26 protein-coding genes, 1 pseudogene and 1 other annotated feature are annotated in these 25,974 nt (G+C 39.7%); of the genes and pseudogenes, 8 read left to right on the top strand and 19 right to left on the bottom strand.

All coding sequences use genetic code 11. The features are described 5' to 3' along the window. Nucleotides 1-64: 64 nt before the first annotated feature. The 7 genes from AABL52_RS03910 to moeA all read right to left on the bottom strand — a co-directional run bounded on the left by AABL52_RS03910 (nucleotide 65) and on the right by moeA (nucleotide 4,741). Nucleotides 65-850 carry a glucose 1-dehydrogenase gene (locus AABL52_RS03910; protein WP_000286681.1) on the bottom strand — a complete coding sequence of 262 codons (786 nt, stop codon included), beginning with the start codon at nucleotides 848-850 and terminating at the stop codon, nucleotides 65-67. A gap of 13 nt (nucleotides 851-863) precedes the next feature. Beyond that, entirely contained in the window at nucleotides 864-1,721 is an 858-nt protein-coding gene (glcU, locus tag AABL52_RS03905; protein WP_000353526.1) for a glucose uptake protein GlcU, read from the bottom strand. 36 nt (nucleotides 1,722-1,757) lie between these two features. Continuing rightward, nucleotides 1,758-2,177: a DUF3888 domain-containing protein gene (locus AABL52_RS03900; protein WP_000717674.1), complete on the bottom strand. Its 420-nt coding sequence runs from the start codon at nucleotides 2,175-2,177 to the stop codon at nucleotides 1,758-1,760. A 92-nt stretch (nucleotides 2,178-2,269) separates the two neighbouring features. Then, nucleotides 2,270-2,503 carry a molybdopterin converting factor subunit 1 gene (gene moaD, locus AABL52_RS03895; RefSeq protein ID WP_048565790.1) on the bottom strand — a complete coding sequence of 78 codons (234 nt, stop codon included), beginning with the start codon at nucleotides 2,501-2,503 and terminating at the stop codon, nucleotides 2,270-2,272. A gap of 2 nt (nucleotides 2,504-2,505) precedes the next feature. Continuing rightward, on the bottom strand, nucleotides 2,506-2,970 hold the full coding sequence (moaE, locus tag AABL52_RS03890) for a molybdopterin synthase catalytic subunit MoaE (RefSeq protein ID WP_000185929.1): 465 nt from the start codon (nucleotides 2,968-2,970) through the stop codon (nucleotides 2,506-2,508). Next, nucleotides 2,967-3,482, bottom strand: coding sequence for a molybdopterin-guanine dinucleotide biosynthesis protein B (gene mobB / locus AABL52_RS03885; RefSeq protein WP_341518943.1), 516 nt, complete (start codon nucleotides 3,480-3,482; stop codon nucleotides 2,967-2,969). Before mobB ends, moaE begins: the two co-directional genes overlap by 4 nt. Then, nucleotides 3,452-4,741, bottom strand: a complete 1,290-nt coding sequence (gene moeA / locus AABL52_RS03880) for a molybdopterin molybdotransferase MoeA (RefSeq protein WP_341518942.1) — start codon at nucleotides 4,739-4,741, stop codon at nucleotides 3,452-3,454. The genes mobB and moeA overlap by 31 nt, the downstream gene beginning before the upstream one ends. Nucleotides 4,742-4,824: 83 nt before the next feature. On the opposite strand from moeA, the gene moaC reads away from it, so the two are divergent. Then, complete coding sequence (gene moaC / locus AABL52_RS03875; protein WP_000094144.1) at nucleotides 4,825-5,310, top strand: cyclic pyranopterin monophosphate synthase MoaC; 486 nt, start codon at nucleotides 4,825-4,827, stop codon at nucleotides 5,308-5,310. A gap of 37 nt (nucleotides 5,311-5,347) precedes the next feature. Here moaC and AABL52_RS03870 read toward each other — a convergent pair whose 3' ends face one another. The 6 genes from AABL52_RS03870 to AABL52_RS03845 form a co-directional block, all read right to left on the bottom strand. After that, nucleotides 5,348-6,361, bottom strand: coding sequence for a molybdopterin-synthase adenylyltransferase MoeB (locus AABL52_RS03870; RefSeq protein ID WP_048540776.1), 1,014 nt, complete (start codon nucleotides 6,359-6,361; stop codon nucleotides 5,348-5,350). A gap of 16 nt (nucleotides 6,362-6,377) precedes the next feature. Next, on the bottom strand, nucleotides 6,378-7,391 hold the full coding sequence (gene moaA / locus AABL52_RS03865) for a GTP 3',8-cyclase MoaA (protein ID WP_001157140.1): 1,014 nt from the start codon (nucleotides 7,389-7,391) through the stop codon (nucleotides 6,378-6,380). A 173-nt stretch (nucleotides 7,392-7,564) separates the two neighbouring features. Next, nucleotides 7,565-10,420 (bottom strand): BclA-related collagen-like exosporium protein, encoded by a 2,856-nt coding sequence (locus AABL52_RS03860; protein ID WP_341518941.1) that lies wholly within the window; start codon nucleotides 10,418-10,420, stop codon nucleotides 7,565-7,567. Nucleotides 10,421-10,541: 121 nt separating this feature from the next. Further along, on the bottom strand, nucleotides 10,542-10,865 hold the full coding sequence (locus tag AABL52_RS03855) for a hypothetical protein (RefSeq protein WP_001110860.1): 324 nt from the start codon (nucleotides 10,863-10,865) through the stop codon (nucleotides 10,542-10,544). Nucleotides 10,866-10,885: 20 nt separating this feature from the next. Next, nucleotides 10,886-11,110: a spore germination protein gene (locus AABL52_RS03850; protein ID WP_000512461.1), complete on the bottom strand. Its 225-nt coding sequence runs from the start codon at nucleotides 11,108-11,110 to the stop codon at nucleotides 10,886-10,888. A gap of 78 nt (nucleotides 11,111-11,188) precedes the next feature. Beyond that, complete coding sequence (locus tag AABL52_RS03845) at nucleotides 11,189-11,494, bottom strand: rhodanese-like domain-containing protein (RefSeq protein ID WP_000141210.1); 306 nt, start codon at nucleotides 11,492-11,494, stop codon at nucleotides 11,189-11,191. A 199-nt stretch (nucleotides 11,495-11,693) separates the two neighbouring features. On the opposite strand from AABL52_RS03845, the gene AABL52_RS03840 reads away from it, so the two are divergent. After that, nucleotides 11,694-11,876 carry a hypothetical protein gene (locus tag AABL52_RS03840; RefSeq protein WP_000171882.1) on the top strand — a complete coding sequence of 61 codons (183 nt, stop codon included), beginning with the start codon at nucleotides 11,694-11,696 and terminating at the stop codon, nucleotides 11,874-11,876. A gap of 49 nt (nucleotides 11,877-11,925) precedes the next feature. Here AABL52_RS03840 and AABL52_RS03835 read toward each other — a convergent pair whose 3' ends face one another. After that, the gene (locus tag AABL52_RS03835) at nucleotides 11,926-13,050 is read right to left on the bottom strand and encodes a homoserine O-acetyltransferase family protein (protein WP_341518940.1); all 1,125 of its coding nucleotides are present in this window, start codon (nucleotides 13,048-13,050) and stop codon (nucleotides 11,926-11,928) included. Nucleotides 13,051-13,205: 155 nt separating this feature from the next. Here AABL52_RS03835 and AABL52_RS03830 point away from each other — a divergent pair, with 155 nt between their 5' ends. The 5 genes from AABL52_RS03830 (at nucleotide 13,206) to AABL52_RS03810 (ending at nucleotide 18,639) form a co-directional block, all read left to right on the top strand. Beyond that, nucleotides 13,206-15,584: a spore germination protein gene (locus tag AABL52_RS03830; RefSeq protein WP_341518939.1), complete on the top strand. Its 2,379-nt coding sequence runs from the start codon at nucleotides 13,206-13,208 to the stop codon at nucleotides 15,582-15,584. Nucleotides 15,585-15,600: 16 nt separating this feature from the next. Next, nucleotides 15,601-16,695, top strand: a complete 1,095-nt coding sequence (locus tag AABL52_RS03825) for a spore germination protein (RefSeq protein ID WP_000049079.1) — start codon at nucleotides 15,601-15,603, stop codon at nucleotides 16,693-16,695. Further along, nucleotides 16,671-17,750 (top strand): Ger(x)C family spore germination protein, encoded by a 1,080-nt coding sequence (locus AABL52_RS03820; RefSeq protein ID WP_000416068.1) that lies wholly within the window; start codon nucleotides 16,671-16,673, stop codon nucleotides 17,748-17,750. Before AABL52_RS03825 ends, AABL52_RS03820 begins: the two co-directional genes overlap by 25 nt. Before the next feature lie 90 nt (nucleotides 17,751-17,840). After that, complete coding sequence (locus AABL52_RS03815) at nucleotides 17,841-18,026, top strand: hypothetical protein (protein ID WP_000038782.1); 186 nt, start codon at nucleotides 17,841-17,843, stop codon at nucleotides 18,024-18,026. 190 nt (nucleotides 18,027-18,216) lie between these two features. Continuing rightward, on the top strand, nucleotides 18,217-18,639 hold the full coding sequence (locus AABL52_RS03810; RefSeq protein WP_048565795.1) for an HAD family hydrolase: 423 nt from the start codon (nucleotides 18,217-18,219) through the stop codon (nucleotides 18,637-18,639). Between the two features lie 44 nt (nucleotides 18,640-18,683). Here the strand turns inward: AABL52_RS03810 and AABL52_RS03805 are convergent, their stop codons facing one another. Beyond that, a complete protein-coding gene (locus AABL52_RS03805; protein WP_341518938.1) occupies nucleotides 18,684-19,688 on the bottom strand; it encodes a hypothetical protein in 1,005 nt (334 codons plus the stop codon). Nucleotides 19,689-19,783: 95 nt separating this feature from the next. Here AABL52_RS03805 and AABL52_RS03800 point away from each other — a divergent pair. Further along, nucleotides 19,784-19,864 (top strand): annotated as a pseudogene (locus tag AABL52_RS03800) (GNAT family N-acetyltransferase); the annotation flags it as partial. Nucleotides 19,865-19,891: 27 nt separating this feature from the next. On the opposite strand, the gene leuS reads toward AABL52_RS03800, so the two are convergent. The 4 genes from leuS to AABL52_RS03780 all read right to left on the bottom strand — a co-directional run bounded on the left by leuS (nucleotide 19,892) and on the right by AABL52_RS03780 (nucleotide 25,951). Continuing rightward, nucleotides 19,892-22,300: a leucine--tRNA ligase gene (gene leuS, locus AABL52_RS03795; protein ID WP_341518937.1), complete on the bottom strand. Its 2,409-nt coding sequence runs from the start codon at nucleotides 22,298-22,300 to the stop codon at nucleotides 19,892-19,894. A 65-nt stretch (nucleotides 22,301-22,365) separates the two neighbouring features. Then, nucleotides 22,366-22,585, bottom strand: a binding site (T-box leader). Between the two features lie 188 nt (nucleotides 22,586-22,773). Then, the gene (locus AABL52_RS03790; RefSeq protein WP_001137571.1) at nucleotides 22,774-23,967 is read right to left on the bottom strand and encodes an MDR family MFS transporter; all 1,194 of its coding nucleotides are present in this window, start codon (nucleotides 23,965-23,967) and stop codon (nucleotides 22,774-22,776) included. A gap of 259 nt (nucleotides 23,968-24,226) precedes the next feature. Next, nucleotides 24,227-25,450 carry a cation:proton antiporter gene (locus tag AABL52_RS03785; RefSeq protein WP_000380190.1) on the bottom strand — a complete coding sequence of 408 codons (1,224 nt, stop codon included), beginning with the start codon at nucleotides 25,448-25,450 and terminating at the stop codon, nucleotides 24,227-24,229. A gap of 3 nt (nucleotides 25,451-25,453) precedes the next feature. Then, complete coding sequence (locus AABL52_RS03780) at nucleotides 25,454-25,951, bottom strand: cation:proton antiporter regulatory subunit (RefSeq protein WP_097845216.1); 498 nt, start codon at nucleotides 25,949-25,951, stop codon at nucleotides 25,454-25,456. Between the last annotated feature and the right edge of the window lie 23 nt (nucleotides 25,952-25,974).

Raw genomic sequence — 25,974 nt, 5'->3', positions numbered from 1 at the left:
CCAACCGCTATTTTTTTTTTTGCAGAAAAAAGGACAAAGAGCTAAAACTCTTTGTCCTTTTCTATTACCCACGTCCAGCTTGGAACGATGGATATAACGTCATTCCACCATCTGCAAATAACGTAATTCCAGTTACGTAACTGGCCTCTGAAGAAGCGAGCCACGTTGCGACTGCTGCAATTTCTTCCGGTTTTCCGATGTAGCCCATCGGTATCATACTTTCCACATCGGCACGTTTTTTAGGATCAGCAAACTTCTCTGCATTAATTGGCGTATTTATTGCACCTGGTCCAATATTGTTTACGCGAATGCCTTTTGGTGCATATTCTAATGCTAACGTTTCTGTCATCAGTTTAATGCCGCCCTTACTAGCCGCATAGTGCACAAATAGCGGCCACGGAATTTTCTCATGAACACTAGACATATTAATGACAGACCCTTTAATATCATGTTCCACAAAATATTTAATCGCTTCACGGCTTCCTAAAAAAGCACCTGTTAAATTTGTATTGATTACTTTATTCCAATCTTCAAGCGGCATTTCATGCGATGGTACCGCATTTTCTATCCCTGCATTATTTATCATAACGTCAAGCGTACCAAACTCTTTCACAGCAGATTGAATGAGATTCGCAACATCAGATTCATTCGTGACATCACCTTTTACAGCAATTGCTTCTCCGCCTACTTTTTTAATTTCTTCTAATACATCATGCGCTTCTGATTCTCGTGAGCGATAGTTAATCACTACTCTCGCTTTCTCCTTAGCAAACCGTACTCCCATCGCTCTTCCAAGACCAGTTGCTGATCCTGTAATAACGACAACTTTTCCTGCTAAATCACTATACATTTCAATACCCCCTTTAACTTTTTGCAACACCTAACATTATTCCGGCTGCGATAATAAAAACGATACCGACAACAATCCCCGTTAATTGGCGTTTCGTTTTTCTTTCACCTAATATAACAATCCCGCCAAGCGTTGAAATAATAATTCCCATTTGCGATAGCGAAAAACTTGTTGCCACTCCGACACGCGGCTGCGAAATGAATAAAAACATATTTCCAGCTGCCCAAATTAATCCTGGGATAATATTTCGTAGTGCATATTTATTAAATGGATGATGTTTAAACGTAAGCAAAACGCCCCCTAACACCATACCAACTGCTTGTGGCAATAAAGCTGACCAACCATCTACGTTAAATAGCCTAATCACTACTACGTAAACTAAATAACCGACTGTTGAAATTAATAAAATGATAATGCCTCTTTTAAAATTCCCTGCTTGCTCTGCATTCTTTTCTTCTTCACTTTGAAGTGACGTTAAAATAACACCGATAATAATACAAACGAGAGCCAAAACACCAAGGACGACTGATATAGTCGTGGACCACTCATGAAATACGATGACTCCAAATAAAGTCGTCGCAACTAATTGCAGTCCTGTTGAAATGGGCATCGTTTTCGAAACGCCCATTAAATCAATACTTTTTAATTGATTCGCCTGACCAAGTGCCCAAAATAAACCTGACACAATTCCAACTCCAATAACAGTAGGAGTTAATACTGGCTTCATAAAAATATAAACAACAATCGAGAAAATAAGTGCCCCAAACGTTGTACCGAGCGTTTGACTATACGGTCCCCCGCCCAGTTTCACGTTAAATAGCACAATACTTCCCCAAAATATAGCCGGTAAAATCGCTAAAAGTATGTCCATCGCTCATTACCTTTCTTTACTAAATGTCATAAGTTATCACTCTGAATCATTAGAGTGAGCTTTTATTTTTTCTTTTTCCCGTTCACAAACTTTTTCTGCAATAGCACCAGAAACATTCTTTTCTCGCTCCACCTTCTTTATTTTTACGTGATCTAAATAATCTTCCAAAATAAGTGTAACTTTATCATTCGGCGGATTATGTGCACCTTGGAACGTAAGAAATTGTAGCGTAATTTCAAATCTAGGAACGAATTCACCGTTCTTACCGAGACGTTTTATATTTATAAAGGAAGCACATTCATACTGATCTTCTGTCACTTGTCTAATAACTGAATAGTACCTATTTGATAATGCACTCTCTAACAGCTGCTCCCTCGATTCTTTTGCAAAAGAATCACTTGGAGAAGAGAAAAAGATTGCACATAGCATTGTAATAACTACACATATTTTTTTCATAACACCCTCCTTGTTCTATAAGTTAGTGTTCGCAAAACTTCCATAAAAAAACGACTTCCCTATGTAGGAAAGTCGTTTTAATGAATCCAATATTAACCACCGCTCACTGGTGGGATTAGTGCAACAACATCACCATCTCGGATCGTGTCATCTTCATTTGCGTATTCTTCATTAATCGCAACCATAGTTGATGCTGTCACTGGTACATTATATTCTTTAGCAACAACAGCTTTTAACTCTGCAACCGTAATATTTTCTTTCTCTATTTGTAATTCACTTGTTCCTGCTTCCTCTTGCAAGTGCGCAAATAATAATACTCGAATCATACTTACAGCTCCTTCCCAGGCTCCCCTGCCGGATATGGCGTTTTTTCTAATTGATCACCAATCCATGAGTCTCCATCTTCCCAAAACTCCTTTTTCCAAATCGGAACAATTTGTTTTATGCGTTCCATAATGTATTCATTCGCCTCATAGGCCGCTTTACGATGCGGTGTTGAAACAGCAACAACAACCGCGATATCAGAAATTTGCAGTGTACCGATGCGATGTGTAATCGCAACGTGTGTACCTGGCCACTTCTCTTTCACTTCTGAGCCAATTTTCTCTAGCATCTTTTCTGCCATCGTTTTATAAGCGACATATTCTAAGTATAATGTACGACGCCCTTTCGTAAACTCCCTAACCGTTCCAATAAATGTTGTAACAGCACCGCATTCGCGGCGAATAACCTTCTTTGCTACCTCTTCAATCGAGATTTCTGTATCAATTACTTCATAATACGTATTTGTCATTTCGTACTCCTTACCGTTTGTATAAACCAGTCTATATACAACTCTTCTTCTGTTATATGAAATACTTTATATTCTTCTCGTAAGTTTGCAGGTGCATCATGCCACGTAATAACCGCTACTATATTTTCTACTTTATGTAAAAGTTCAACGTCTTCCGCAGAACGAAGTAATACTACTTTCGGATAGCTCTCTTTTTTATAGCCCTCTATTAAAATTATATCCACTTCAAAAAACTCATATAAGCGAATAATTTCTTGCAAGGACCATTCCTCTCTTAATGACGACAGTGAAAGTAATCCAGCGCCTTCTACACTACTGACAACAGCCCCAGCATTTCGGTGCCTTTCACTATCTTTTTGCGCTACTTCTGGAAAACCTCCGTGCCCGTGATGTTTAATTGTAGCAACTTTCATTTTCCGTTCAGCTAACGCATGCACTATTTTCTCAACAAGCGTTGTTTTCCCGCTATTTTGATACCCTACTACTTGTAAGATTGAAGAGGCTTTGCCCATGGCCAATCACATCCCTCGGCGTGCTCTAACAATAATACTGATACTTTCATTCCTGCCTCAAATCCTCTCGTTCCTCCAGGCAACACAATAAAAGCATTCGCATCCGCAAGTGAAGATACCGCACTTGATTTATCTAAACCAACCGGCATCGCTTGTAATGCCCCGTCCACAATTGTCACGTTTGCTCTTACAAAACGAGTAAACGGATTTGGCTTTGGAAAATCTTTTTGTAAAATGGCATCAGCTCTATATACGTGAGGCTCCTTCGCATACAAATATGTTTTTATAACCGGATGCACAAATAGCTCAAAGCCTACATAGCAAGCTGAAGGATTTCCTGATAAACCGAAAAGTAACTTTCCGTCAACTTCAGCTACTGTCGTTACACTTCCTGGTCTCATCGCTATTTTATTAAAGAGTACATTCGCCTGTAATCTTTCATAAATAGCTGGCAAGTAGTCATAATCTCCTACCGACACACCGCCTGTCGTAATTAAAATATCAACCTCATCCATCGCCGATTGAACAGCTGCAAAACATGCATCTAACTCGTCGGCAAGTTGACCATAATAACGCACTTTCCCTCCGGCTTTCATAATTTGAGCTGCAATCATATACGAGTTACTATTTCTAATTTTCCCCGGCTGTAACGACTCATGTACTTCTAACAATTCACTTCCTGTCGTCACGATACCAACAACAGGCTGTTTTACAACTTTCACAGTACTATATCCAAACGTCGCTAATAAGGCAGCAACACCTGGATTGATTGCAACGCCTTTCTTAACGAGAACTTGATTTTGTTTTATATCTTCCCCTTTAAATGACACATTGTCACCACTATGAAAAGGACGCTTTACCTTCATATATGTTTTTCCATTCTTCTCAAAACCTTCCGTCAGCTCTAGCATTACGACTGCATTACAACCCTCTGGAATAGCTGCTCCTGTCATAATACGAACCGCCTGAAAAGGTCCTACTTCTTCTGTAAAAACAGATCCTGCCCCGATTTCTCCTATTACTTCAAACTCAATCGCATTCTCTTGATTTGCTTCTTTCGTATCTTCTGCTCGAATCGCGAAACCATCGTAAGGAGAACGATCGAAATGAGGAACGTCATGATCAGAGATAACATCCTCCCCAAGAATTCTCCCGTAACTTTCCGTAATAGAAACCTCTTCTACTTCACCATTTTTCGCATATTCCATTACTCTCTCTACTGCCTCAGCAACTTGAATTGGAATTCGTTTTTCTATCATCGTTTCTCACCTCATATTTGCAATTTTTTTTATCTCGATTAAACTTTATATATTAAATAGAAATTACTTCAAGGAGGAATTCCATGTCTTCATTCACACACTTTAATGACCAAGGACGCGCGAAGATGGTTGATATAAGTGACAAAAAAGCAACCGTCCGAACAGCAATTGCGTGCTCTAGCATTGTCGTTACAAAAGAAATTTACGATAAAATCTCTCACAATGAAATTGGGAAAGGTGACGTATTAGCAGTTGCACAAATCGCAGGTATTATGGCTGCGAAACGCACTTCTGATATTATCCCAATGTGCCATCCTTTATTATTAAAAGGTGTTGACGTTTCTTTCGATTGGAAACAATCCGAAGAACAATATCGATTACTTATTGAAGTAAAAGTTAAAACAGAAGGTAGCACCGGTGTTGAAATGGAAGCTTTAACAGCCGCTTCCGCTACAGCTCTTACTGTGTACGATATGTGCAAAGCTGTTGATAAAGGTATGATTATTGGCGAAACTTACTTATTTGAAAAAACAGGTGGAAAAAGTGGAGATTATACGAGAAAGTCTTAATCTTCTTTCCATTGAACCTAAAGGGCTCCCTTTAGGTTCAACCTATATATCTTGCATATAAGCGTTTTGCTATATTTATATCATTCGTTCCATGAATGAACGCCCTGCCATCTGTAAATAAAACAAAACGAAATTCCTCCACCGGAAATGATAATAAATACGGAGTAGCTTTTACATCCACACTTCTTTGTAAGCGCTTTTTAATTTCTTCTAAATTAAATTCATTCCGCACACCTGGACGGATTTGTACTGTATTTCGGCCACATAACACTTCTGTTTTCGTTTGTGCTTCAAATGTTAAACTCGGATATGTACGTAATCTTCCGCAAGATAAACATGTGTCTTTTTTCTGCCTATTCACTTTAAATGCCATCTGTTGGTTATTCCAAAGATCAAACGATAACATCGTTTCGCGAAGTGCCCCATAGTCTTCTACTAATATTTTCAGCGCTTCCGTTATTTGATGCGCAACTACTAATTGTACTGCCGGCTGTATAATACCAGCCGTATCACATGTTGCTCCGCTCGCCGGATGTTCCATTAAACAGCGGAAACACGGTGTTTTTCCTGGTAAAATTGTATACGTTACTCCGTAGCTTCCGACACAACCACCATATATCCACGGAATATTATACTTTTGTGAAATATCATTAATAAGAAGACGCGTTTCAAAATTATCTGTCGCATCTAATATTAAATCTACATCATTCACTAGCTCTTCCATTTCTTGCACTGTTACATCAGTCACAACCGGATTTATTTTCACCTCAGAATTAATCGCTTGTAAATGCTCTGCTGCTGCTACCGCCTTTGGTTTATATTGCTTTGCATCTTCTTCTGTATATAATTGTTGCCTTTGTAAATTACTCCATTCTACATAATCACGATCCGCAATTGTTATTTTGCCAACACCTGCTCTAACAATTGCTTCTGCATTCGCTGCACCGAGAGCACCAGCGCCGATAATAAGCACATGCTTCTCTCTAATTTTTCTCTGTCCTTCTTCTCCAACACCAGAAAATAATATTTGTCTTGAATATCGCTCCTGCATACGATAGCCCCCTTTCTTATCCTCCTATATAAGACATTTCAATTTTCGGACGATTCTTTGCACTTTCTTCTGTCCGTTCATCCGAATACCTGTCTTTTCTATTCATCCATACATTTTGTATAACGCTTACTAACTCATCATCTGAAAGATTTCCTCTAAGAAGTTCCCTTACATCCAATCCTTCTGTCGCAAATAAGCAAGTATAAAACTTTCCATCTGCCGAAATTCTTGCTCTCGTACAAGAGGAACAAAATGACTCTGAAACAGAAGTAATAAAACCGACTTCGACATTTGTCCCAACGTAACGATATCGTTTCGCAACTTCACCGAAATAATGCGCTTCAGCTGGCTCAAGTGGATACACACTATGAATCATTTCAATTAATTCTTGCTTTGTAACGACTTGGTCAAAGTTCCATCCATTTGTACTACCAACATCCATAAACTCAATAAACCTAAGTGTGATTCCTTGCTCTTTAAAATAAGCAGCCATCGGAAGTACTTGATGGTCATTCATCCCTTTTTTCACAACCATATTTACCTTTACATCAAGCCCGGCCTCTTTTGCAGCCATAATTCCCTTTATAACAGGTTTCGTATTGATATTCCGGCCATTTATGTCCTTAAATACATCGTCATCTATTGCATCCAAACTAACATTTACTCTATGTAATCCAGCTTCTTTTAATGCTTTTGCTTGTTTCGTTAAATGAATTGCATTTGTCGTTAACCCTATATCTACTAACCCTTCAATTTTCACGAGACGTGCAATAAGTTTTGTTAAATCTTTACGCAGCAGTGGCTCACCACCAGTAAGCCTAATTTTTCGTACACCGATGCTAACAAATAGTTTTGCCAAACGTTCAATTTCATCAAACGTCAGTAAAAACTCATCTTTCAAAAAAGCATAATCTGGCCCAAAAACTTCCGCTGGCATACAATATGTACATCTAAAATTGCAACGATCAATGACAGATATGCGCAAATCTTGAAGTGGGCGTCCAAAAAAATCTGTAACCATCTCCTGCATCGCCACCCTCCCTTTCTGCCAAATTTCTCTCTTTTCATTCTATTATAATATATTTTCGAACTGCGATGTTTTTGCTCAAGTGAATAAAGTAAAACTTTCCTAACCAATTAGACTACCTACAAATAACGAGATAAAAAACCTTGAAGCATAAAAGCCCCAAGGTTTTCTTCCTATTAACTTAATCTAATAATAGTTAAAGTAGCCCCTGGCGTTGTCGTAGATAATGTAGCGATTGCAACTAATCCAAATAACTGCAAACTAATAGCAGCTCCAGCAGGCAAATTAGCAATGATTGTCGCATTAAACGAACCTGTAGCTACTGCTGGTGAATTAACGGTTCCTGCAAGTTGAACCCCATTTACAGTTATACGTGAACTTACGAGTAAAGCTGCCGTTATATTAATTGTATAAGCTATATAATAATTCCCTGCATTCGCAACTGTGAATACAGTATTCGTACCATTAACAGTGATCCCTGGTCCAATATTTTGATTGTTCGGTAACGGTACATTTGTACCACCTAACAAAACAGAAATAGCACTTCCTGATGTATTATTTGCAAATGAATACGTTGCAGTTGTACTAACTCCGGTCACACCCGTCGCTCCTGTGGCCCCGGTTGCTCCAGCTCCTGTTGGACCGGTTGGACCTTGGATTCCTTGTGAACCAGTTGGACCCGTATCTCCTGTTGGGCCTTGTGCACCAGTTGCTCCTGTGGCCCCCGTTGGACCTTGGGGACCCTGGATTCCCTGCGGACCTTGAATTCCTTGGGGACCTGTCGCTCCGGTTGCTCCCGTTACTCCAGTTGGACCTTGGATTCCTTGCGGGCCTTGTGCACCAGTTGCTCCCGTATCCCCTGTTGGGCCTTGAGGACCTTGCAAGCCTTGCACGCCTTGGGGACCGGTTGGACCTATGTCACCTTGCACACCTTGAATTCCTGTTGGGCCTTGCGGACCGGTCGGCCCCTGCACTCCTTGTATCCCTTGAATTCCCTGTGGACCTTGTGATCCCGTGGCTCCGGTTGCTCCTTGAATCCCTTGGGGACCTTGTTCCCCTTGGATTCCTTGAGGACCGGTTGGACCTTGAATTCCTTGGGGACCTTGGATTCCCTGTGGACCTTGATCTCCTGTCGCCCCAGTTACTCCTTGTATCCCTTGAGGCCCTTGCACTCCTTGCGCGCCTGTTGGACCTTGGATCCCTTGCACACCTTGAATTCCTTGAGGGCCCTGTAAGCCCGTCACCCCTGTTGCTCCTGTTTCTCCGGTCGCTCCTGTCACTCCTGTTGAGCCTGTCGCCCCAGTATCTCCAGTTGCTCCTGTCACCCCTGTTGCTCCTGTTGGTCCAGGTGGTCCACCGGATGGACCTGTCACTCCCGCCGGACCTGATGGCCCCGTTGGACCAGTCGGTCCTGCAGGTCCTCCAGAAGGACCTGTTATCCCTGTCGGACCGGTTACTCCTGTCGGTCCTGTAGTTCCTTCCCCTGTCGCTCCAGTTACTCCTGTATCCCCTGTTACTCCTGTTGGCCCTTGGATTCCTTGAATCCCCTGCGGCCCCTGCACTCCTTGTGCTCCCGTCGGTCCTTGAATTCCTTGAATACCTTGCACTCCCTGTGCTCCCATTGGACCTGTTGGACCTATTTCCCCTTGAGTACCTTGCACTCCTTGCGGCCCCTCTGGACCTGTTGCCCCTTGAATACCTTGAACGCCTTGAATTCCAGTTGTTCCTTGCGCTCCAGTTGCTCCTGTTACACCTTGAATCCCTTGTATTCCCTGTATTCCTTGCGGGCCTTCTGGTCCTGTCGCTCCTACTGGCCCTTGTATCCCCTGTATTCCTTGCGGACCCTCTGGACCTGTTGCTCCAGCTGGTCCTGGCACACCTTGGATTCCTTGTGGACCCTGAAGTCCTTCTGGGCCTTCTGGTCCTGTTGGTCCTATATCTCCCATCGGCCCTTGGATTCCTTGCACTCCTTGTGGTCCTGTTTCTCCTGTTGGACCTGGTACCCCTTGTATTCCTTGCGGACCTTGATCTCCTGTCGCCCCAGTTACACCTTGTGGTCCTATAGCCCCCTGTATTCCTTGCGGACCTTGATCTCCTGTTGCTCCCGTTACCCCTTGAATCCCCTGAACTCCTTGTATTCCTTGTTCACCAGTTACGCCCGTCGGACCAGGAATACCTTGAATACCTTGCGGACCTTCTGGACCGGTTGGTCCAATCGGCCCTTGAACCCCTTGTATTCCTTGCAAGCCCTGCGCTCCTGTGCTTCCAGTTGGACCTGTAGTTCCTGCTGCTCCAGTTATCCCTGTACTTCCTGTTGCCCCTGTATTTCCCGTTGCTCCCGTCGCACCTGTACTTCCACTCGGTCCACCACCCGGACCTGTCGCACCAGTTGCCCCCGTCGGACCAGGAGGTCCTCCTGATGGGCCAGTTATTCCTGTTGGACCTGTTATGCCAGTCGGACCAGTTATCCCCTGACCAGTCGCTCCGGTTGCACCCGTATTTCCACTCGGCCCTTGTGGACCTTGTATACCTTGAGGGCCTTGTATACCTTGTGAACCAGTTGCACCCGGTACCCCTTGCACTCCTTGAATTCCTTGAGGTCCCTCTGGTCCAGTAGCTCCAATCGGCCCCTGTATTCCTTGTATCCCCTGTATTCCTTGCGCCCCAGTCGCTCCTGTTGGACCAATCGGACCTTGTAACCCTTGCACTCCTTCTGGTCCTGTCGCTCCTGTTGCCCCCTGTGGTCCCCTCAATCCTTGCGGCCCCTGCTGTCCTTCTGGCCCTGTTGCACCCATTTGTCCAGCTAGTCCTTGAATCCCTTGCACTCCTTGAGGTCCTGTCGGGCCCTTCTCTCCCATCGGACCTTGTAATCCTCTTGGTCCTTGTGGGCCTGTTGGACCTTGGGGACCGGTTGGACCAGTAATCCCAATGCCAGTAAATCCGGTTGGAACGGGAGGAAAAGTAGGTCCAATAAGATTTGGTGAAATTCTGAAATTAGAATTTAATGAATTTTGTTTATCGCGCCCTTTCACACTTTCACCACCTACACACCATCTTTTTCACATCAAACAAACCTCTTCTTTTTAATATGTATTTACAAAAACAATCTCCAAGACTATTTTTATTTTTAATAATAAAAACTCCCTTAATTCCTTAAGGGAGTCCAGCAATTGAATCCATATTATCTGTATTAGGGACAGCTTGTGCTATGCTCGATGCATTTACACTTTGCCCCATATTTGCTCCTGTTACAGTACCGGCAGGAGTTCCCCTTGTATAGGTTGTCGTCACCGAGTCTCCAGGCTGTAAACAAAGCTTCGTCTCCGTTCCTATTACTGTAACAACATCAATCCAAGTACACCCCATTGAACCACTATACGATTTCGTAGCAGTAAATGAAGTATCACTCAAATTATCACCGGTAAATATATTACCAGTGTTATTCACAATAACAAATTCTTTTATATGAGCAGGCATAATCACACTCTACCTTTCCTCTATGAACCTAATGTACGTGTACTCGTTGCTAATGGCGGAAGAAACACTGATGTTCTAATCACTGCTTCTGGCTGTCTTTTCCCATTTAAAAAAATAGCCGCACTCGATCCTCCAGCACCTGCATATATTTTTGCTACAGCTAAAGGTGAGATATCATAACAGTCACCGACATTAACAGCCCCTGTATTATTAATAATTTTTACTTTCCGCAAGTTAATCCCCATTTACCTATCCCCCTTTTGTACACTGTATGCAAAATAAAAAAACTTGAAACAAACACGTTTCAAGTTTTTTCAAGCTACTTATTTCGTTTCACCTTCATATTGAAGCATGCCGCCAACCATGTTCATTGTTTTAAATCCTTGCTCATTTAAATAATGGCATACATTTTCACTGCGCATTCCCGAGCGACAAATAAAGATATATTCATTCTCTTTATCAAAGAAATCTACTTTATTTGGGATATCGCCCATTTTAATATGTACAGCTTCCGGAATTTTCCCTGCTGCTACTTCTTCATCTTCCCTTACGTCTACTAAAAATAACGTTTCTCCATTTTCTAAACGCTCTTGCACTTCTTCTGTAGTAATTGTTTTAACTTCTGTCATATGTCGTTCCTCCTTATATACAATAAAACCTTTAGTCTCTTCCTTAAAAAAGCATGTCTAATCAATTTTAGCATGCGAAAGAAAGAACGCAAAGAATGGAAAATTTATTTCTCAATTTTGCCGCAAAACTTATTCTTTACAAACATAACTCGTGCATTGTATCCTCAATATACTTGTTTTATGAAAGGAGCCAATGAAAATGACACTTTTTCTTTTCATTATGGGCATCATTTTCTTAATCGCTGCAATTATTGCTCTTAGTATGAAAAATAATAAAAAGATAAAATCGCCACAAGAAATATCATTCTTATTTCTATTACTTAGTATAGCGTTCTTCGGTATAGCAATTGCCACATATATTTTCCGTCTACAAATCATGTAAAAAAAGGTGCCTACTACATATATCGCACCTTTTTCACACCATTTATTTTCTACACCAAACTAGATACTCTCCGATTTAAAAATTCATAAACTTTCTTTTCAAATAAATGAATATCAAATGCTCCTGCCATATGCCCATTTATACTTTCTATCTCATACACTTCCGCATACTTCCCTTGTTTTTGCAACATGTCTACCATTTTATAATTATAACGTGACGGCTGAAGCAAATCTTGTTTACACGGAATCATAAGTACATTTGCTTCTATATTAGACAATGCCTCTTCTAAAGACGAAAATCCATGCGCAATATCATGTAATAAAACTGCTTTCGCAGTGTATATCCACGAATTTGCATCTACTAACTCTATACTTCTATATGTCACTTTATTTATTTCTTTCTCAAATGATGTTAATGCAGCAAATGTTTCATAAGGTTCTTTCTCTACACTATTACGAGGGAATGTCGTTTCATAAAAATGCTCATCAAATGCGTTCATAAACATCATTCTATTTGCTAAATGAAGTCCCTTCATTGGCTGCTCTTCTCCATATTTCCCGCCCTTCCAACTTGAATCCAGTTGAATAGCCTCAATTGCATTTTGCGCTACATTTACCGACGTAATAATTGGATTTTGCGGGTTCGTAATAACACCAATCATCCGCTCTACCATATGAGGATAATGAACAGCCCATTGCTGCGCAATCATTCCACCAGCTGACGGTCCCATTACAGCATGTAACCTTGAGATTCCCATATCTTTTATTAACTCATATTGCACACGAGCTACATCAAGAAATGTAAAAACCGGAAAATCCATCGCATATTCATCTCCAGTTTTCGGATGAATTGATTTCGGTCCCGTTGTAAACACATAAGGGTTCTTAACCTGCACATTACAAAGATTATCAGTACATATAACAAAATATTTATTTGTATCAATTGCTTTTCCCGGTCCAATTAAACCATCCCACCAGCCAGACTCCTCATCATGCGCTGTATATTTCCCTGCCGCGTGACTCGTTGCACTAAAATAATGGCATACCAAAATCGCATTTGACCTTTCTCTATTTAAAGTACCATACGTCTCATACCCCATTTGAACAGGAATTCCCCTACCATTTTCAAACGTAAACTCTCTTAAAACAAACTTTTCCTTTTTTACAAATTGCACAGACTCGCCCTCTTCCCGTCATAGTATGAACTGCTGCTTACTAAAGGATTTTTTCTATGCAAACTAATCTCCTCCTTCTTTTCGTAAATAAATGAATAATATACAAAATTAGCCACAAAATAGCATTATATTACACAATCAAAGAGGGCATACATATGATTTGGAATTGGCTACGTAAGAAAAAAAAATCAAACACGACAGAGAAAAACGAAACAGATAACTCGGAGCAACAGCCTAACACCCAAGAGAATGATAACAAAGAACAGACTAGAAGTATGAAACATAATAAAGATAGCAATAGCGAGCAAAAAAAAGAGGAACACAAAGAGCCTTCTCAGGATCAGCAGCAACAATATTCTAAACAAAACGACTCAGATCAGAATCAACAACAAAACTCTAAACAAAACGACTCAGATCAGAATCAACAACAACATTCTAAACAAGACAACTCGGATCAGAATCAACAACATTCTAAACAAGACAACTCGAATCAGAATCAACAACATTCTAAACAAAACGACTCGGATCAGAATCAACAACATTCTAAACAAAACGACTCAGATCAGAATCAACAACATTCTAAACAAAACGACTCAGATCAGAATCAACAACATTCTAAACAAAACGACTCAGATCAGAATCAACAACATTCTAAACAAAACGACTCAGATCAGAATCAACAACAACATTCTAAACAAGACAACTCGGATCAGAATCAACAACATTCTAAACAAAACGACTCAGATCAGAATCAACAACATTCTAAACAAAACGACTCAGATCAGAATCAACAACATTCTAAACAAAACGACTCAGATCAGAATCAACAACAACATTCTAAACAAGACAACTCGAATCAGAATCAACAACAAAACTCTAAACAAAACGACTCGAATCAGAATCAACAACAAAACTCTAAACAAGACAACTCGAATCAGAACCAACAACAAAACTCTAAACAAAACGACTCGAATCAGAATCAGAATCAGCAACAACATTCTAAACAAGGTAACTCGGATCAAGATCAGCAGCAAAACTCTGGAAATAATAGTATTTATGATTTTACGAAACCAGAAAAAGACCGGATTCATTCTCTACAAGATTTAATAGAGAAACTCAAAAAATCTAGCGATTTTGTTAATTATCACACATCTGACGATGAAACGATGCCTTATTGGATTTCTTACTATCGCCCTTCGCTTGATGGAGAGAAATTACAAAAATATTTAATGCCTACTCTTTTAGAACGACCTAACGCTTCACTAGAAGAGCTAAAAGAACATATTCCAATGAGCGGTATTACAATTACGAACGATTTACAAAAAATTGAGGACATGGTGTTAAAGGGACATGCGATTATTCAATTGAATCAGCAAGACCAAAAGTGTATGCTTGCAAACATTGCAATTGATACGTATCGGGCACCAAGCCCTCCTTTAAACGAATCGACTGTTATCGGTCCTCAAGAAGGTTTCGTAGAGGATATTGATACAAATATTAATTTAGTTCGAAAACGTCTTCCTGTTTTAGATTTACAAACAAAGGAAATGATTGTCGGCGAGTTTTCCAAAACAAAAGTTGTCATGATGTATTTAGACAACCTCGCTGAAAAAGAAAATGTAGATTTTCTCGAGGAGTCATTACGTGCTCTTGAATATGATCAAATTAATGATAGTGCTTATATACAAGAACTAATGGGTGAAAAGTCGATTTTCCCTCTCTATATCAATACAGAACGTACTGATAGAGTTACAAAAGCACTCATTGATGGGAAAATTGCTATTTTTGTGGATGGTTCTCCAAGTGTTCTACTTACGCCAGTATCCTATTTCGATTTTTTCATTTCACCAGAAGACTATAACGTTTCTTGGCTATACGCTACATTTTCACGCATTTTACGCCTTATCGCTGTTCTATTTTCAATCTGTGCTACACCACTATATGTTGCAGTTTTAAATTATCATTATGAACTTATTCCAAGTGATTTACTTGAAACCTTGATTTTATCAAGGGCACAAGTACCGTTCCCACCTTTAATTGAAGCACTATTTTTAGAACTTGCAATCGACTTACTGAGAGAAGCTGGCGCGAGGTTGCCGATGAAAGTTGGTCAAACGCTCGGTATTGTAGGCGGTATCGTAATCGGGCAGGCATCTGTACAAGCTGGTTTAACGAGTAACATTTTATTAATTATCGTTGCATTATCAGCACTCGCTTCCTTTATTACACCTATTTATAAAATGGGTAATGCCGTTCGATTACTACGTTTTCCATTTCTAGCATTCGCAGAAATAGGAGGACTCTTCGGCATCTCTCTTGGATTTATCTTTTTATTTACCCATCTATTTAGACTTACTTCCTTACGTAAACCATACGCTTTGTTTTATCCAACGAGACAACAATCTGTTAAAGATTCTTGGATTCGTTTTCCCTTAACAATGATTGATACAAGGGATGTACAAGCAAGGCCACAACATGTAAAAAAAGCAGCAAAAGGAATTTCAACAAAACATCGATCGGATTTTGATGAATAAGGAATGAGGTGCATTGATGAGTAAAGTTCAAGAGAAATATCAAATATCTCCTATCTTTGTTTTCTTCTTAATTCACAGTGCACAGTTTGGTGCCGGGGTTCTCGGTTTCGCTCGGATTATTGCAAAATCTGCTGGATACGACGGCTGGATAGGAGTTCTCCTCACAGGAATCATCATTCATATTCTCATCTGGATGATGTATTATTCATTAAAAAATGTAGAGGGGAACTTAATTGATTTACACAAACAACTTTTTGGAAAATGGATCGGAAATGGTATTAATATCATTTTTATGGCTTATTTTTTTATTGTAAGCATTTCTGTTGTTAGAACATATGTCGAAATTATTCAAGTATGGATGTTTCCTAGTGCATCCACCTGGATGCTCACATTCTTTATGTGTTTAATAAGTTATTACATTATTTCATCAGGATTCCGCGTCATTGCAGGAATTTGTGTTATTTCCGTTGGTGGAACACTAGGTTATCTTTTTCTAAGTCTTTTCATTTTGAAATTCTCACATTGGGATAACTTACTTCCAATATTTTCACATTCTTTTACAGATATTTTGAAAGCAGCTCAACTATCTATTTATAGCATGACAGGATTTGAAATTTTCCTTATGATTTATCCATTTGTTAAAGAACCAGAGAAATCCCATAAATTTGCGCAATATGGGGCATTATTTTCCAATATTCTATATTTGTTTAGTACCATTCTCGCTTTTACATTCTTTAGCGAAAAACAATTACTCAAAACTATTTGGTCTCAGCTGTCCATGACACAAGTTATTAAGCTTCCTTTTATAGAGCGACTTGAGTATATTGCTATTTCCGGTTATGCTCTCGTTATTATTACCAGCTTTATTCTACCTTTATGGGCTGCAACTAGAGGAACGCATGAAATCTTTCGTGTGAAGCAACGAGGTATTTTAATCGCATTTATGCTTATCACTTTAGTTGTTTCACAACTTTTAACGAACAGGCATGATATTAATGATTTTATTAGCAATATATCTAAAGTTAGTTTTTGGCTTATATATGTATACATCCCAATTCTATTTATTATTGTGTGGGTGAAAAGAAAATGGAAAAAACCAAAAGAAAATTAATACTTCTTGTTTGCATCAGTATCTTCAGTCTAGCTGGTTGCTTACAAAAAAATATTATTGATGATGTTCAACTCATTCAAGGAACTGTCTTCGATACAGCAAAAGATAATAAAGTAAAGGTTACATTCGTTTGCCCCATACAAAAAAAGGGAAATAAAGTTCAAGTCTATGAGGGCACAGGAAACGCAGTAAAACAAGTAAAGGCAGATACATCTTTAGAATCTTCGCAACCGTTCGCAAGCGGTCAAATGCGTGTTGCCTTATTCACAACAAAAATTGCTAAAAAAGGATTATCCAACTCCTTTGACACATTAATTCGTGATGTGAATATTGGTAACTCGCTGTATGTTGGACTATTAGAAGGCAATGGTACTGAACTATTTAAAGGAAAATATAGTACATCTTACAATGTTGCGATTTATATAAAAAAAATGTTAGAACATAATATGGACACTGGCCCTTTGCCAACTGACAATTTGTATTTAGGCGCCTTCAGGTACTACCGTGAAGGACAAGATTCCTATATGCCTATCCTAAAAAAACATGGAGATAAAATAAAGATTACTGGTATCGGTCTCTTGAAAAAGGATAAGTTAGTCGGAACAATTAAGTACCACGATATGTTTGTTTTCAAAGGACTGCTAGAAAAGCACCGCTTGGACTCACATGAATTTAAAACCAATCCTGGCTATGCAATGATTAATAACATTCGTTCCGTTCCTACCTACGAGGTAAACATAAAAAATGGGAAACCTTCTTTCTATATTCATGTAAAGGTGGAAGCTCGTATTCAGGAGCTCTCTAGAAAATTTAATTTAGAAAACAAAAAAAATACAACAAAAATAGCTAAGTCGGTCGAAAAACAATTAGATGCGAAAGCTACAAAACTAATTAAACAGTTTAAATCTCTAAATGTTGATCCCCTTGGACTTGGAGCAAAATATAGACAACATTATCGTCCATTTAAATTAGAAGAGTGGCGACAAATGTACAAAGATGTTCCAGTTACTATAAAATACACCGTAAATATTACAAATTCTGGTGTAATTGAATGAGAAATGATTGAACTCCTCTCTCCAGCATGATACAACGGAAAGAGGAGTTTTTATTTTAGATAGAGAGAGAAGATATTTATGGGGGAGCTTATGTCTAAAAAATTAGTAAAGCCTATTTTAAATGGTATTTTATTTCTCGGCGTCTTTTTATTTGCTCATACATACTTAAAAAATGTTTCCTTCACACGTTATTTACTTGTCGTTATTCCAATGTTGCTCGTTGGTATGTTTGGCATCGATCTTATTTTATCCATTTTAATAAAAGAAGAAAAATAACGAGCAAGGCCGTCCTAAAAGTATTCCGGGATGGCTTTCTTTTATTAACAATTTTTGTCGTTAAGTCGATATAATCTTTCACTATCACTAACTTAACTAAAAGATGAAACTTCTGAACAGTCCCTTTTCATTTCATAATCACCTTATGTTACAATGAGATTCGGCACAAAGCGAGAAAGGATGAAACAACATGACAAACGAAAAAGGTTTAGATAAAGGATACGAACTTGTTGCAAAAATGCATGAAGAGTTCGGACACCCTGTGACAAATACTCCAACGAAATTAACAGAAGAACGTACAAAAATTCGTGCTAGCTTTATGCAAGAAGAGCTAGAAGAATTTTTAGAAGCAACGACTGTTGAAGATCAATATGATGCACTAATTGACCTTATTTACTTTGCATTCGGCACGTTTGCGGAAATGGGCGTACGTCCTGATAAAGGATTCGAAATTGTAAATAACGCAAACATGGCAAAACTATTCCCTGATGGAAAACCTCGATTCCGTGAAGGTGACGGCAAAATTCTAAAACCAGAAGGCTGGCAAGCACCAGAACCACAACTTCGTGCTGAAATCGAACGCCAGCGCAAAGAAGCTGAAAAAAACTGCTAGGATTTCCTAGCAGTTTTTTATTATGTCTTTTTTTCTGCAATTCATTAATGACCCACGTGTCCAGCGTGCCCTGCTGCTCCACCAATGCTAGCCGCTCCTGCCGCTGCCCCTGCTCCTCCTGCTCCAATTCCACCTGTCCAAGGAGAAGATTGTTGCTGTTGATATTGTTGATATTGTTGGTGCTGTTGGTGCTGTTGGTGCTGTTGGTGCTGTTGACCATGTTGGCCTTGATGACCGTGTTGACCTTGGTGACCGTGTTGGCCTTGATGACCGTGTTGACCATGATGACCGTGTTGACCATGATGACCGTGTTGACCATGATGACCGTGTTGACCTTGGTGACCATGTTGACCATGTTGGCCTTGATGACCATGTTGACCGTGCTGGCCTTGGTGCGTTTGATAAAGAACAGCTTGCGGATGAATATGGTGGTGACCGTGGTGATGTACTTGTTGTTGATGACCATGTTGACCTTGGTGATGATGGTGTCCTTGGTGTCCATGATGGCCGTGTTGACCTTGGTGATGATGGTGTCCATGATGACCGTGTTGACCTTGATGATGATGATGGTGTCCATGATGACCGTATTGGCCTTGATGATGATGATGGTGTCCATGATGGCCATGTTGACCTTGATGGTGGTGATGTCCATGATGACCGTGAACAACTTGCGGATACCCGCCTATTCCTCCAGCTACAACACCTATTCCTGGTACCGGAAATCCTGTCTGCACTCCTCCAACGAAAGAAGGAAATGTAGTTGGTATCCCTACTGGAATTCCTGTCTGTACGCCAGCTACTGATGTTGGAAAGCCTCCTGTTACTGTAGGCATTCCAACCCCTGATGTCGAAAATCCTCCCATTGATGTAGGCATTCCAGTTTGCATGCCAGCTACCGATGTTGGAAAACCTCCTGCTGCTCCACCCATCCAGCTCGGAATTCCACCGTATCCTTGTTGGTCAGCTCCTCCCATTAACATCATTTGTTCATAACTACCCGATCCACCTCCGAAGAAGCCATGTGGTGCATTATTGTCCATCCCTTTCATTCCTTTCACCTCTTCTACTTAATTTAGCCTACCTTTTTTATCATATTTCCTATAAAAAAATAGGTGTTTGTCTGTATTGGAATTCCGCTCTTTTATTTGTACGCAGTGGAATGATTGAAAACTTAGATGAGGGTGATCCTGAGATTATTTTCTACACAAAAAAGCTCAGAGTATAAATACTCTGAGCTTTTATTTAGAGTGAATTAGTTTGCAACAACGTTAACAAGTTTTCCAGGAACAACAATTACTTTACGAACTGTTTTCCCTTCAATTTGGTCTTGAATTGCTTCAAGTGCAAGTTGTTCCATTTCTTCTTTTGATGCATCTTTACTCATTGTTAGTTTTGCGCGAACTTTACCCATAACTTGAACAACGATTTCAACTTCATCTTCTACAAGTTTAGACTCATCAAATGTTGGCCAGCTTGCATATGTGATTGTTTCATTGTAACCAAGCTTGCTCCATAGCTCTTCCCCAATGTGAGGTGCAACTGGTGCAATCATTTTTACGAAACCTTCTACATATTCTTTCGGAAGTGTTTCAGCTTTGTATGCATCGTTGATGAATACCATCATTTGAGAAATCGCTGTGTTGAAGCGAAGCTCTGCATAGTCTTCTGTTACTTTCTTCACTGTTTGGTGGTAAGCTTTTTCAAGCTCTTTATTTGGTGCATCAGTAATTTTCTCGCTTAATTCACCGTTATCTTGAATGAATAGGCGCCATACGCGGTCTAGGAAACGACGCGCTCCGTCAAGACCATTTTCAGACCAAGCGATTGAAGCATCTAATGGTCCCATGAACATTTCGTATAGACGAAGTGTATCTGCACCATGGCTTGCTACGATATCATCAGGGTTTACAACATTACCTTTTGATTTACTCATTTTCTCGTTGTTTTCACCTAGAATCATACCTTGGTTGAATAATTGTTGGAATGGCTCTTTCGTTGGAACTACACCGATATCGTATAATACTTTATGCCAGAAACGAGCATATAGTAAGTGAAGTACAGCATGCTCTGCTCCGCCGATATAAATATCAACTGGAAGCCATTGTTTTACTTTTTCAGGATCTACAAGTGCTTCGCTGTTGTTTGGATCGATGTAACGTAGGTAATACCAGCAGCTACCAGCCCATTGTGGCATTGTATTCGTTTCACGACGACCTTTTTTACCAGTCTCAGGATCAATAACGTTTACCCACTCGTCAATGTTAGCAAGTGGTGATTCACCAGTACCTGAAGGACGGATGTTTTCTGTTTTAGGAAGAACTAATGGTAATTCTTCTTCTTTCACAGCTGTCATTGTGCCATCTTCCCAGTGGATTACTGGAATTGGCTCACCCCAGTAACGTTGACGGCTGAATAACCAGTCACGTAGACGGTACGTTACTTTTTGATTTCCTGCGCTCGTTACTTCAAGCCATTCAATCATTTTTACGATTGCTTCTTCTTTATTTAAGCCATCAAGGAATGCTGAGTTTACGTGCGCACCATCACCTGTGTATGCTTCTTTCGTAATATCTCCGCCTTTTACAACTTCCTTCATTGGAAGATTGAACGTTGATGCGAATTCATAGTCACGCTCATCATGAGCTGGAACTGCCATTACAGCACCTGTTCCGTAAGTTGCAAGAACATAGTCAGCGATCCAGATTGGTAATTTCTCGCCATTTACTGGGTTAACTGCGTAAGCACCAGTGAATACACCAGTTTTCTCTTTCGCAAGTTCTGTACGCTCTAGGTCACTCTTCATTTTAACAGAGTTAATGTAAGCTTCTACAGCTTCTTTTTGCTCTGCTGTTGTAATGTCAGCAACAAGCGCATGCTCTGGAGCAAGTACACAGTAGCTCGCACCAAATAGTGTATCAGGACGTGTTGTGAAAACTGTGAATTTCTCGTCTGTACCATCGATGTTGAAGTGTACTTCTGCACCTTCAGAACGACCAATCCAGTTACGTTGCATATCTTTTAAGCTTTCTGGCCAATCAAGCTCATCTAGATCTTCTAATAGACGATCTCCGTAAGCTGTAATTTTTAACATCCACTGTCTCATCGGACGACGCTCAACTGGATGTCCACCGCGCTCACTCTTACCGTCAATGATTTCTTCATTTGCAAGTACTGTACCAAGTGCTGGGCACCAGTTTACAGGTACTTCATCAACGTAAGCTAAGCCTTTTTCAAATAGTTTTAGGAAGATCCATTGTGTCCATTTGTAGTAGTTTGGATCTGTTGTATTTACTTCACGATCCCAATCGTAAGAGAAGCCTAACGCTTTAATTTGATTACGGAACGTATTAATATTAAGCTCTGTAAATTCTGCCGGGCTGTTTCCAGTATCAAGTGCATATTGCTCTGCTGGAAGACCGAACGCATCCCATCCCATTGGATGAAGAACGTTATATCCTTGCATACGCTTCATACGAGATAAAATATCTGTCGCTGTATAACCTTCTGGATGTCCTACGTGTAGGCCTGCACCTGATGGATATGGGAACATATCTAGTGCATAAAATTTTGGTTTTTCTGTCTCATCTGGCGTACGGAATGTTTTATTCTCTTCCCAGTACCCTTGCCACTTCTTCTCAATATCTTGATGATTAAAGCTCATGAGATACCCTCCTTGAAATTCTATTTATTTTCACCGCCCAAAATACAAAAAACCTCTCATCCCTAGAAAGGGACGAGAGGTTATAGATTCCCGCGGTACCACCCTAAATTAATGTACAAATATACATTCGCTTAGATCCGTAACGTGGATTAACGGCAATTGCTACTACTAGTTTCACAACTGCAACTCAAAGGCGAGTTCATAACGAAACGTGGATTGACTTGCACCGACCGTCAACTCTCTAAACCAGCTTCTATTACTACTACTCCTTCTCACTGTTATTACAAATATAAGTTAATGTGAACTACCCACCACTTCGTATCTCTAAAGAGCTTACTTGAAGCTAAGGCTTCTCGGTTAATCGTTACTCTTACTAACTAACGAATTCGTCTTAGGACAGCCGAGCTATCTCCCTTGTTCCAAAGGTTGTTTTATTTAAATATATTCTAAAACATGTTACATGTTCCGTCAAACTAAACTGCAATTTTTTCTTCAACTGTTTCTTCTACTTTTACTCGCTTGTCATACATGCTCGTTGCTATAATCGCTACTACAAGCATTACCATGATTGCTATAAACAATACTTCCATATTGTATAAATCAACAATCGCTCCGCCAACGACCGGTCCGAACATTTTCCCTACAGTCGCTGCGCTATTTACAACGCCTTGATAAAATCCAAGTTTATCTTTTGGCGCAAGTATATTTGCAATGGTCGGAACTGCTGGCCATACGAATAACTCACCAATCGTTAACGTCACCATCGCAACGAGGAACATCGTAAATTGTTGCGCTTGACTTAACACAATAAATGACGCCGCAAAAATGACGATTCCAATCATAATTTGTTGTTTTAAAGAACGTTTCATCCAGCGAATTAACATACTAACAAGTGGCTGCGCACAAACAATCATCGCTCCGTTTATCGTCCATAATAAACTATAATGGCGGAGGCTAATATCTAATTCCCGCATATGAGTCGCAATCGCCCCTTGCCACTGTACATATGTAACCCAGCATAAAGCATATGCTACACATACGATAAGAAGTGCTTTGAATCCAGGTGTAAGTGTCCAGCCTTTTTTCGTTTCGACTTCTTTTTGCACTCCTGGCTCTTTCTTGTCTTCCATACCACGGAATCCAATAAAAGCAATTAAGAAGAAAACAAAGTACAAAACAAAATTGGCTAAGAAAATATAATCAAAACGGTAAGATGCAACTAAACCACCGCACGCTGTTCCGATCGCAATACCAACGTTTTGCCCAACATACATCGCATTAAATGCCCGTCTTCCGCCCTCTGGCCAAACCGTACCGACCATCGCATACATCGATGGAAAGACCATTCCAGAACCAAAGCCGATTAATGCTAGCCACACAACATATAACGGCCAACCATGGAAGAACACAAGACCTAAAATCGATACGAGTGTAATAACAATCCCTACTAAAGTTGATTTATAACCGCCCCATTTATCAAATAAAACACCGCCGAGCAAGTTTCCGATTACACCAGTAAGCGAGTTGATCATTAATACCATTCCGGCCACAGATAAAGATTTTCCTAGGTGATCATGCAAATAAATTGTATTAAAAGGCCATAAAAAAGAAGCACCCGTGACATTAATAATCATCCCAGCTACTAATAGCCATACTTTCCTTGGCATAGTCTCCCCTCCTATTCTATTTTTTTCGTTCATCTATAACAGTAAAATTGTAGTCGTTTTTAAATAGGAAGGCAACTGATTAATAGTTGATGAAATTCAGATAACGGTATGTTGGTAAATGAAATTATATTGATTGCCACTTAAAAATATATCAGCGATTATTAAAATATATCGACTTACCGACAAAAAAGGACATCAGTAACAATATATAAGAAAGGGGAGGCTACATGAAGTTCATGCAGTCTCCCTTTATTTTGTACTACCCAACTTCTTTTTCTCGCTTCGCACGTTCTTTAGCACTCCACTTAAATATCTTATCTAATAGAGAGTATATTCTCCCAGACTCTTTCGTTAATAACGGACCTAACGATGCTAATATTAAAACGTACAGTGCAGAGAATGGTTTAATCGCTGCCATTAAGCCACCCGCAATGCCGATATTGGCTACAATAATGGAGAACTCTCCGCGTGATACGAGAGTTAAACCGATATTCGTAGAAGCCTTATGCGATAACCCGGCTTTACGTCCCGCCATCATTCCAGCTGTAAAATTACCGATGAGTGTAATAAGAACTGCCCCTAACGCCAACCACACTGCTCCTCCAAGTGAAAACGGATCTATACTTAAGCCGAAGCTGAAAAAGAATATAGCTCCAAAAAAATCACGGAACGGGACGACGAGATGCTCAATCCGATCGCTATGCTCTGTTTCAGAAAAAACGAGCCCTAACAATAATGCTCCAATCGCCTCAGCAACATGAATCGTTTCTGAAAATCCTGCTACAAAGAATAAAATAGCGAATATTACGATAATAAAAATTTCATTTGACGAAATATCTAATATTTTATTTAAGAACGGCGTAGCTTTTCTAGCGACTACAAAGAATAGTAGCATATATCCTACTGCGATTAATACCGATGTAAGAGCACCTACAAATGATGTTGCGCCCCCAAGTACTAATCCTGAAACGACTGATAAATATACAGCTAGAAAAATATCATCAAACATAATGATTCCTAATATTAATTCAGTCTCTTTATTACCAGATCTTCTTAAATCAACAATTACTTTTGCAACAATTGCACTCGATGAAATTGTAATGATTCCAGCAATAATTAATGTTTCTAATAAGGGGAAGCCCATCACATATCCATAAAGCAAACCTAATATGAAATTAAGTGATATGTGGACGGTTCCCCCGAAAGCAATCGACTTTCCTGATTTAATTAATTTTTTTATTGAGAATTCTAAGCCTAAATAGAATAGGAGGAATATGACGCCAACGCGGCCGAGGAAGGAAATAACTTCTCCGCTTTCAATAAACCTTAAATCGATAAGTCCTAAATCTGGGGCATGAGGCCCCACTAACATACCGAGTATAATGAGAAACGGAATAATCGAGAACTTTAACTTCGCAGCGAGGATAGCTGCAAAAGCTACTAATACTAACGCAGTTCCAACTTCAAAGATTAAAGTATCCATCGATTAGGAATCACCTCCTGCTGAAAGCAATTCATTAATAATTCTTTTCACTTCATGTCTTTCACCCGACAACACGAGCATATCGCCAGCTTCAATAATAGAGTCTGGACCTGGATTAAAGAATTTCTTCATATTCTTTTTCAAAATAGCAATAATCGTTACGTTATATGTTTTTCTGACATGTAAGCTACCAATTGTTTGTTGTACTACTGGTGCCTTATTCTCCACCTTAAACCATTCAATTGATAATCCTTCAAAAGCCATCTCAATTGTATCTAACGCTTGTGGTCTATATACCATTCCGCCTAAAATAGCTGCAATTTGTCTCGCTTCAGAATCGCGAAGAGAAACGCTTGAAATACTCTCATCATGATCCGCATCAAAATGATACATTTCTCTCCGGCCATCATCATGAATCACGATAACCATTTTTTCATTACCTTTTGTAATTACTTCAAACTTACAACCAATACCCGGAAGTTCACTTTCTCTAATATTCATATTTTCCGCCTCCTAAATTTTTT

This window comes from Bacillus paramobilis (assembly GCF_038096195.1).
In the GTDB taxonomy this organism is placed as follows: Bacteria; Bacillota; Bacilli; order Bacillales; family Bacillaceae_G; genus Bacillus_A; species Bacillus_A mobilis.
The sequence above is the reverse complement of the archived record's forward strand: the minus strand, read 5'-3'. Positions and strand labels throughout refer to the sequence as shown.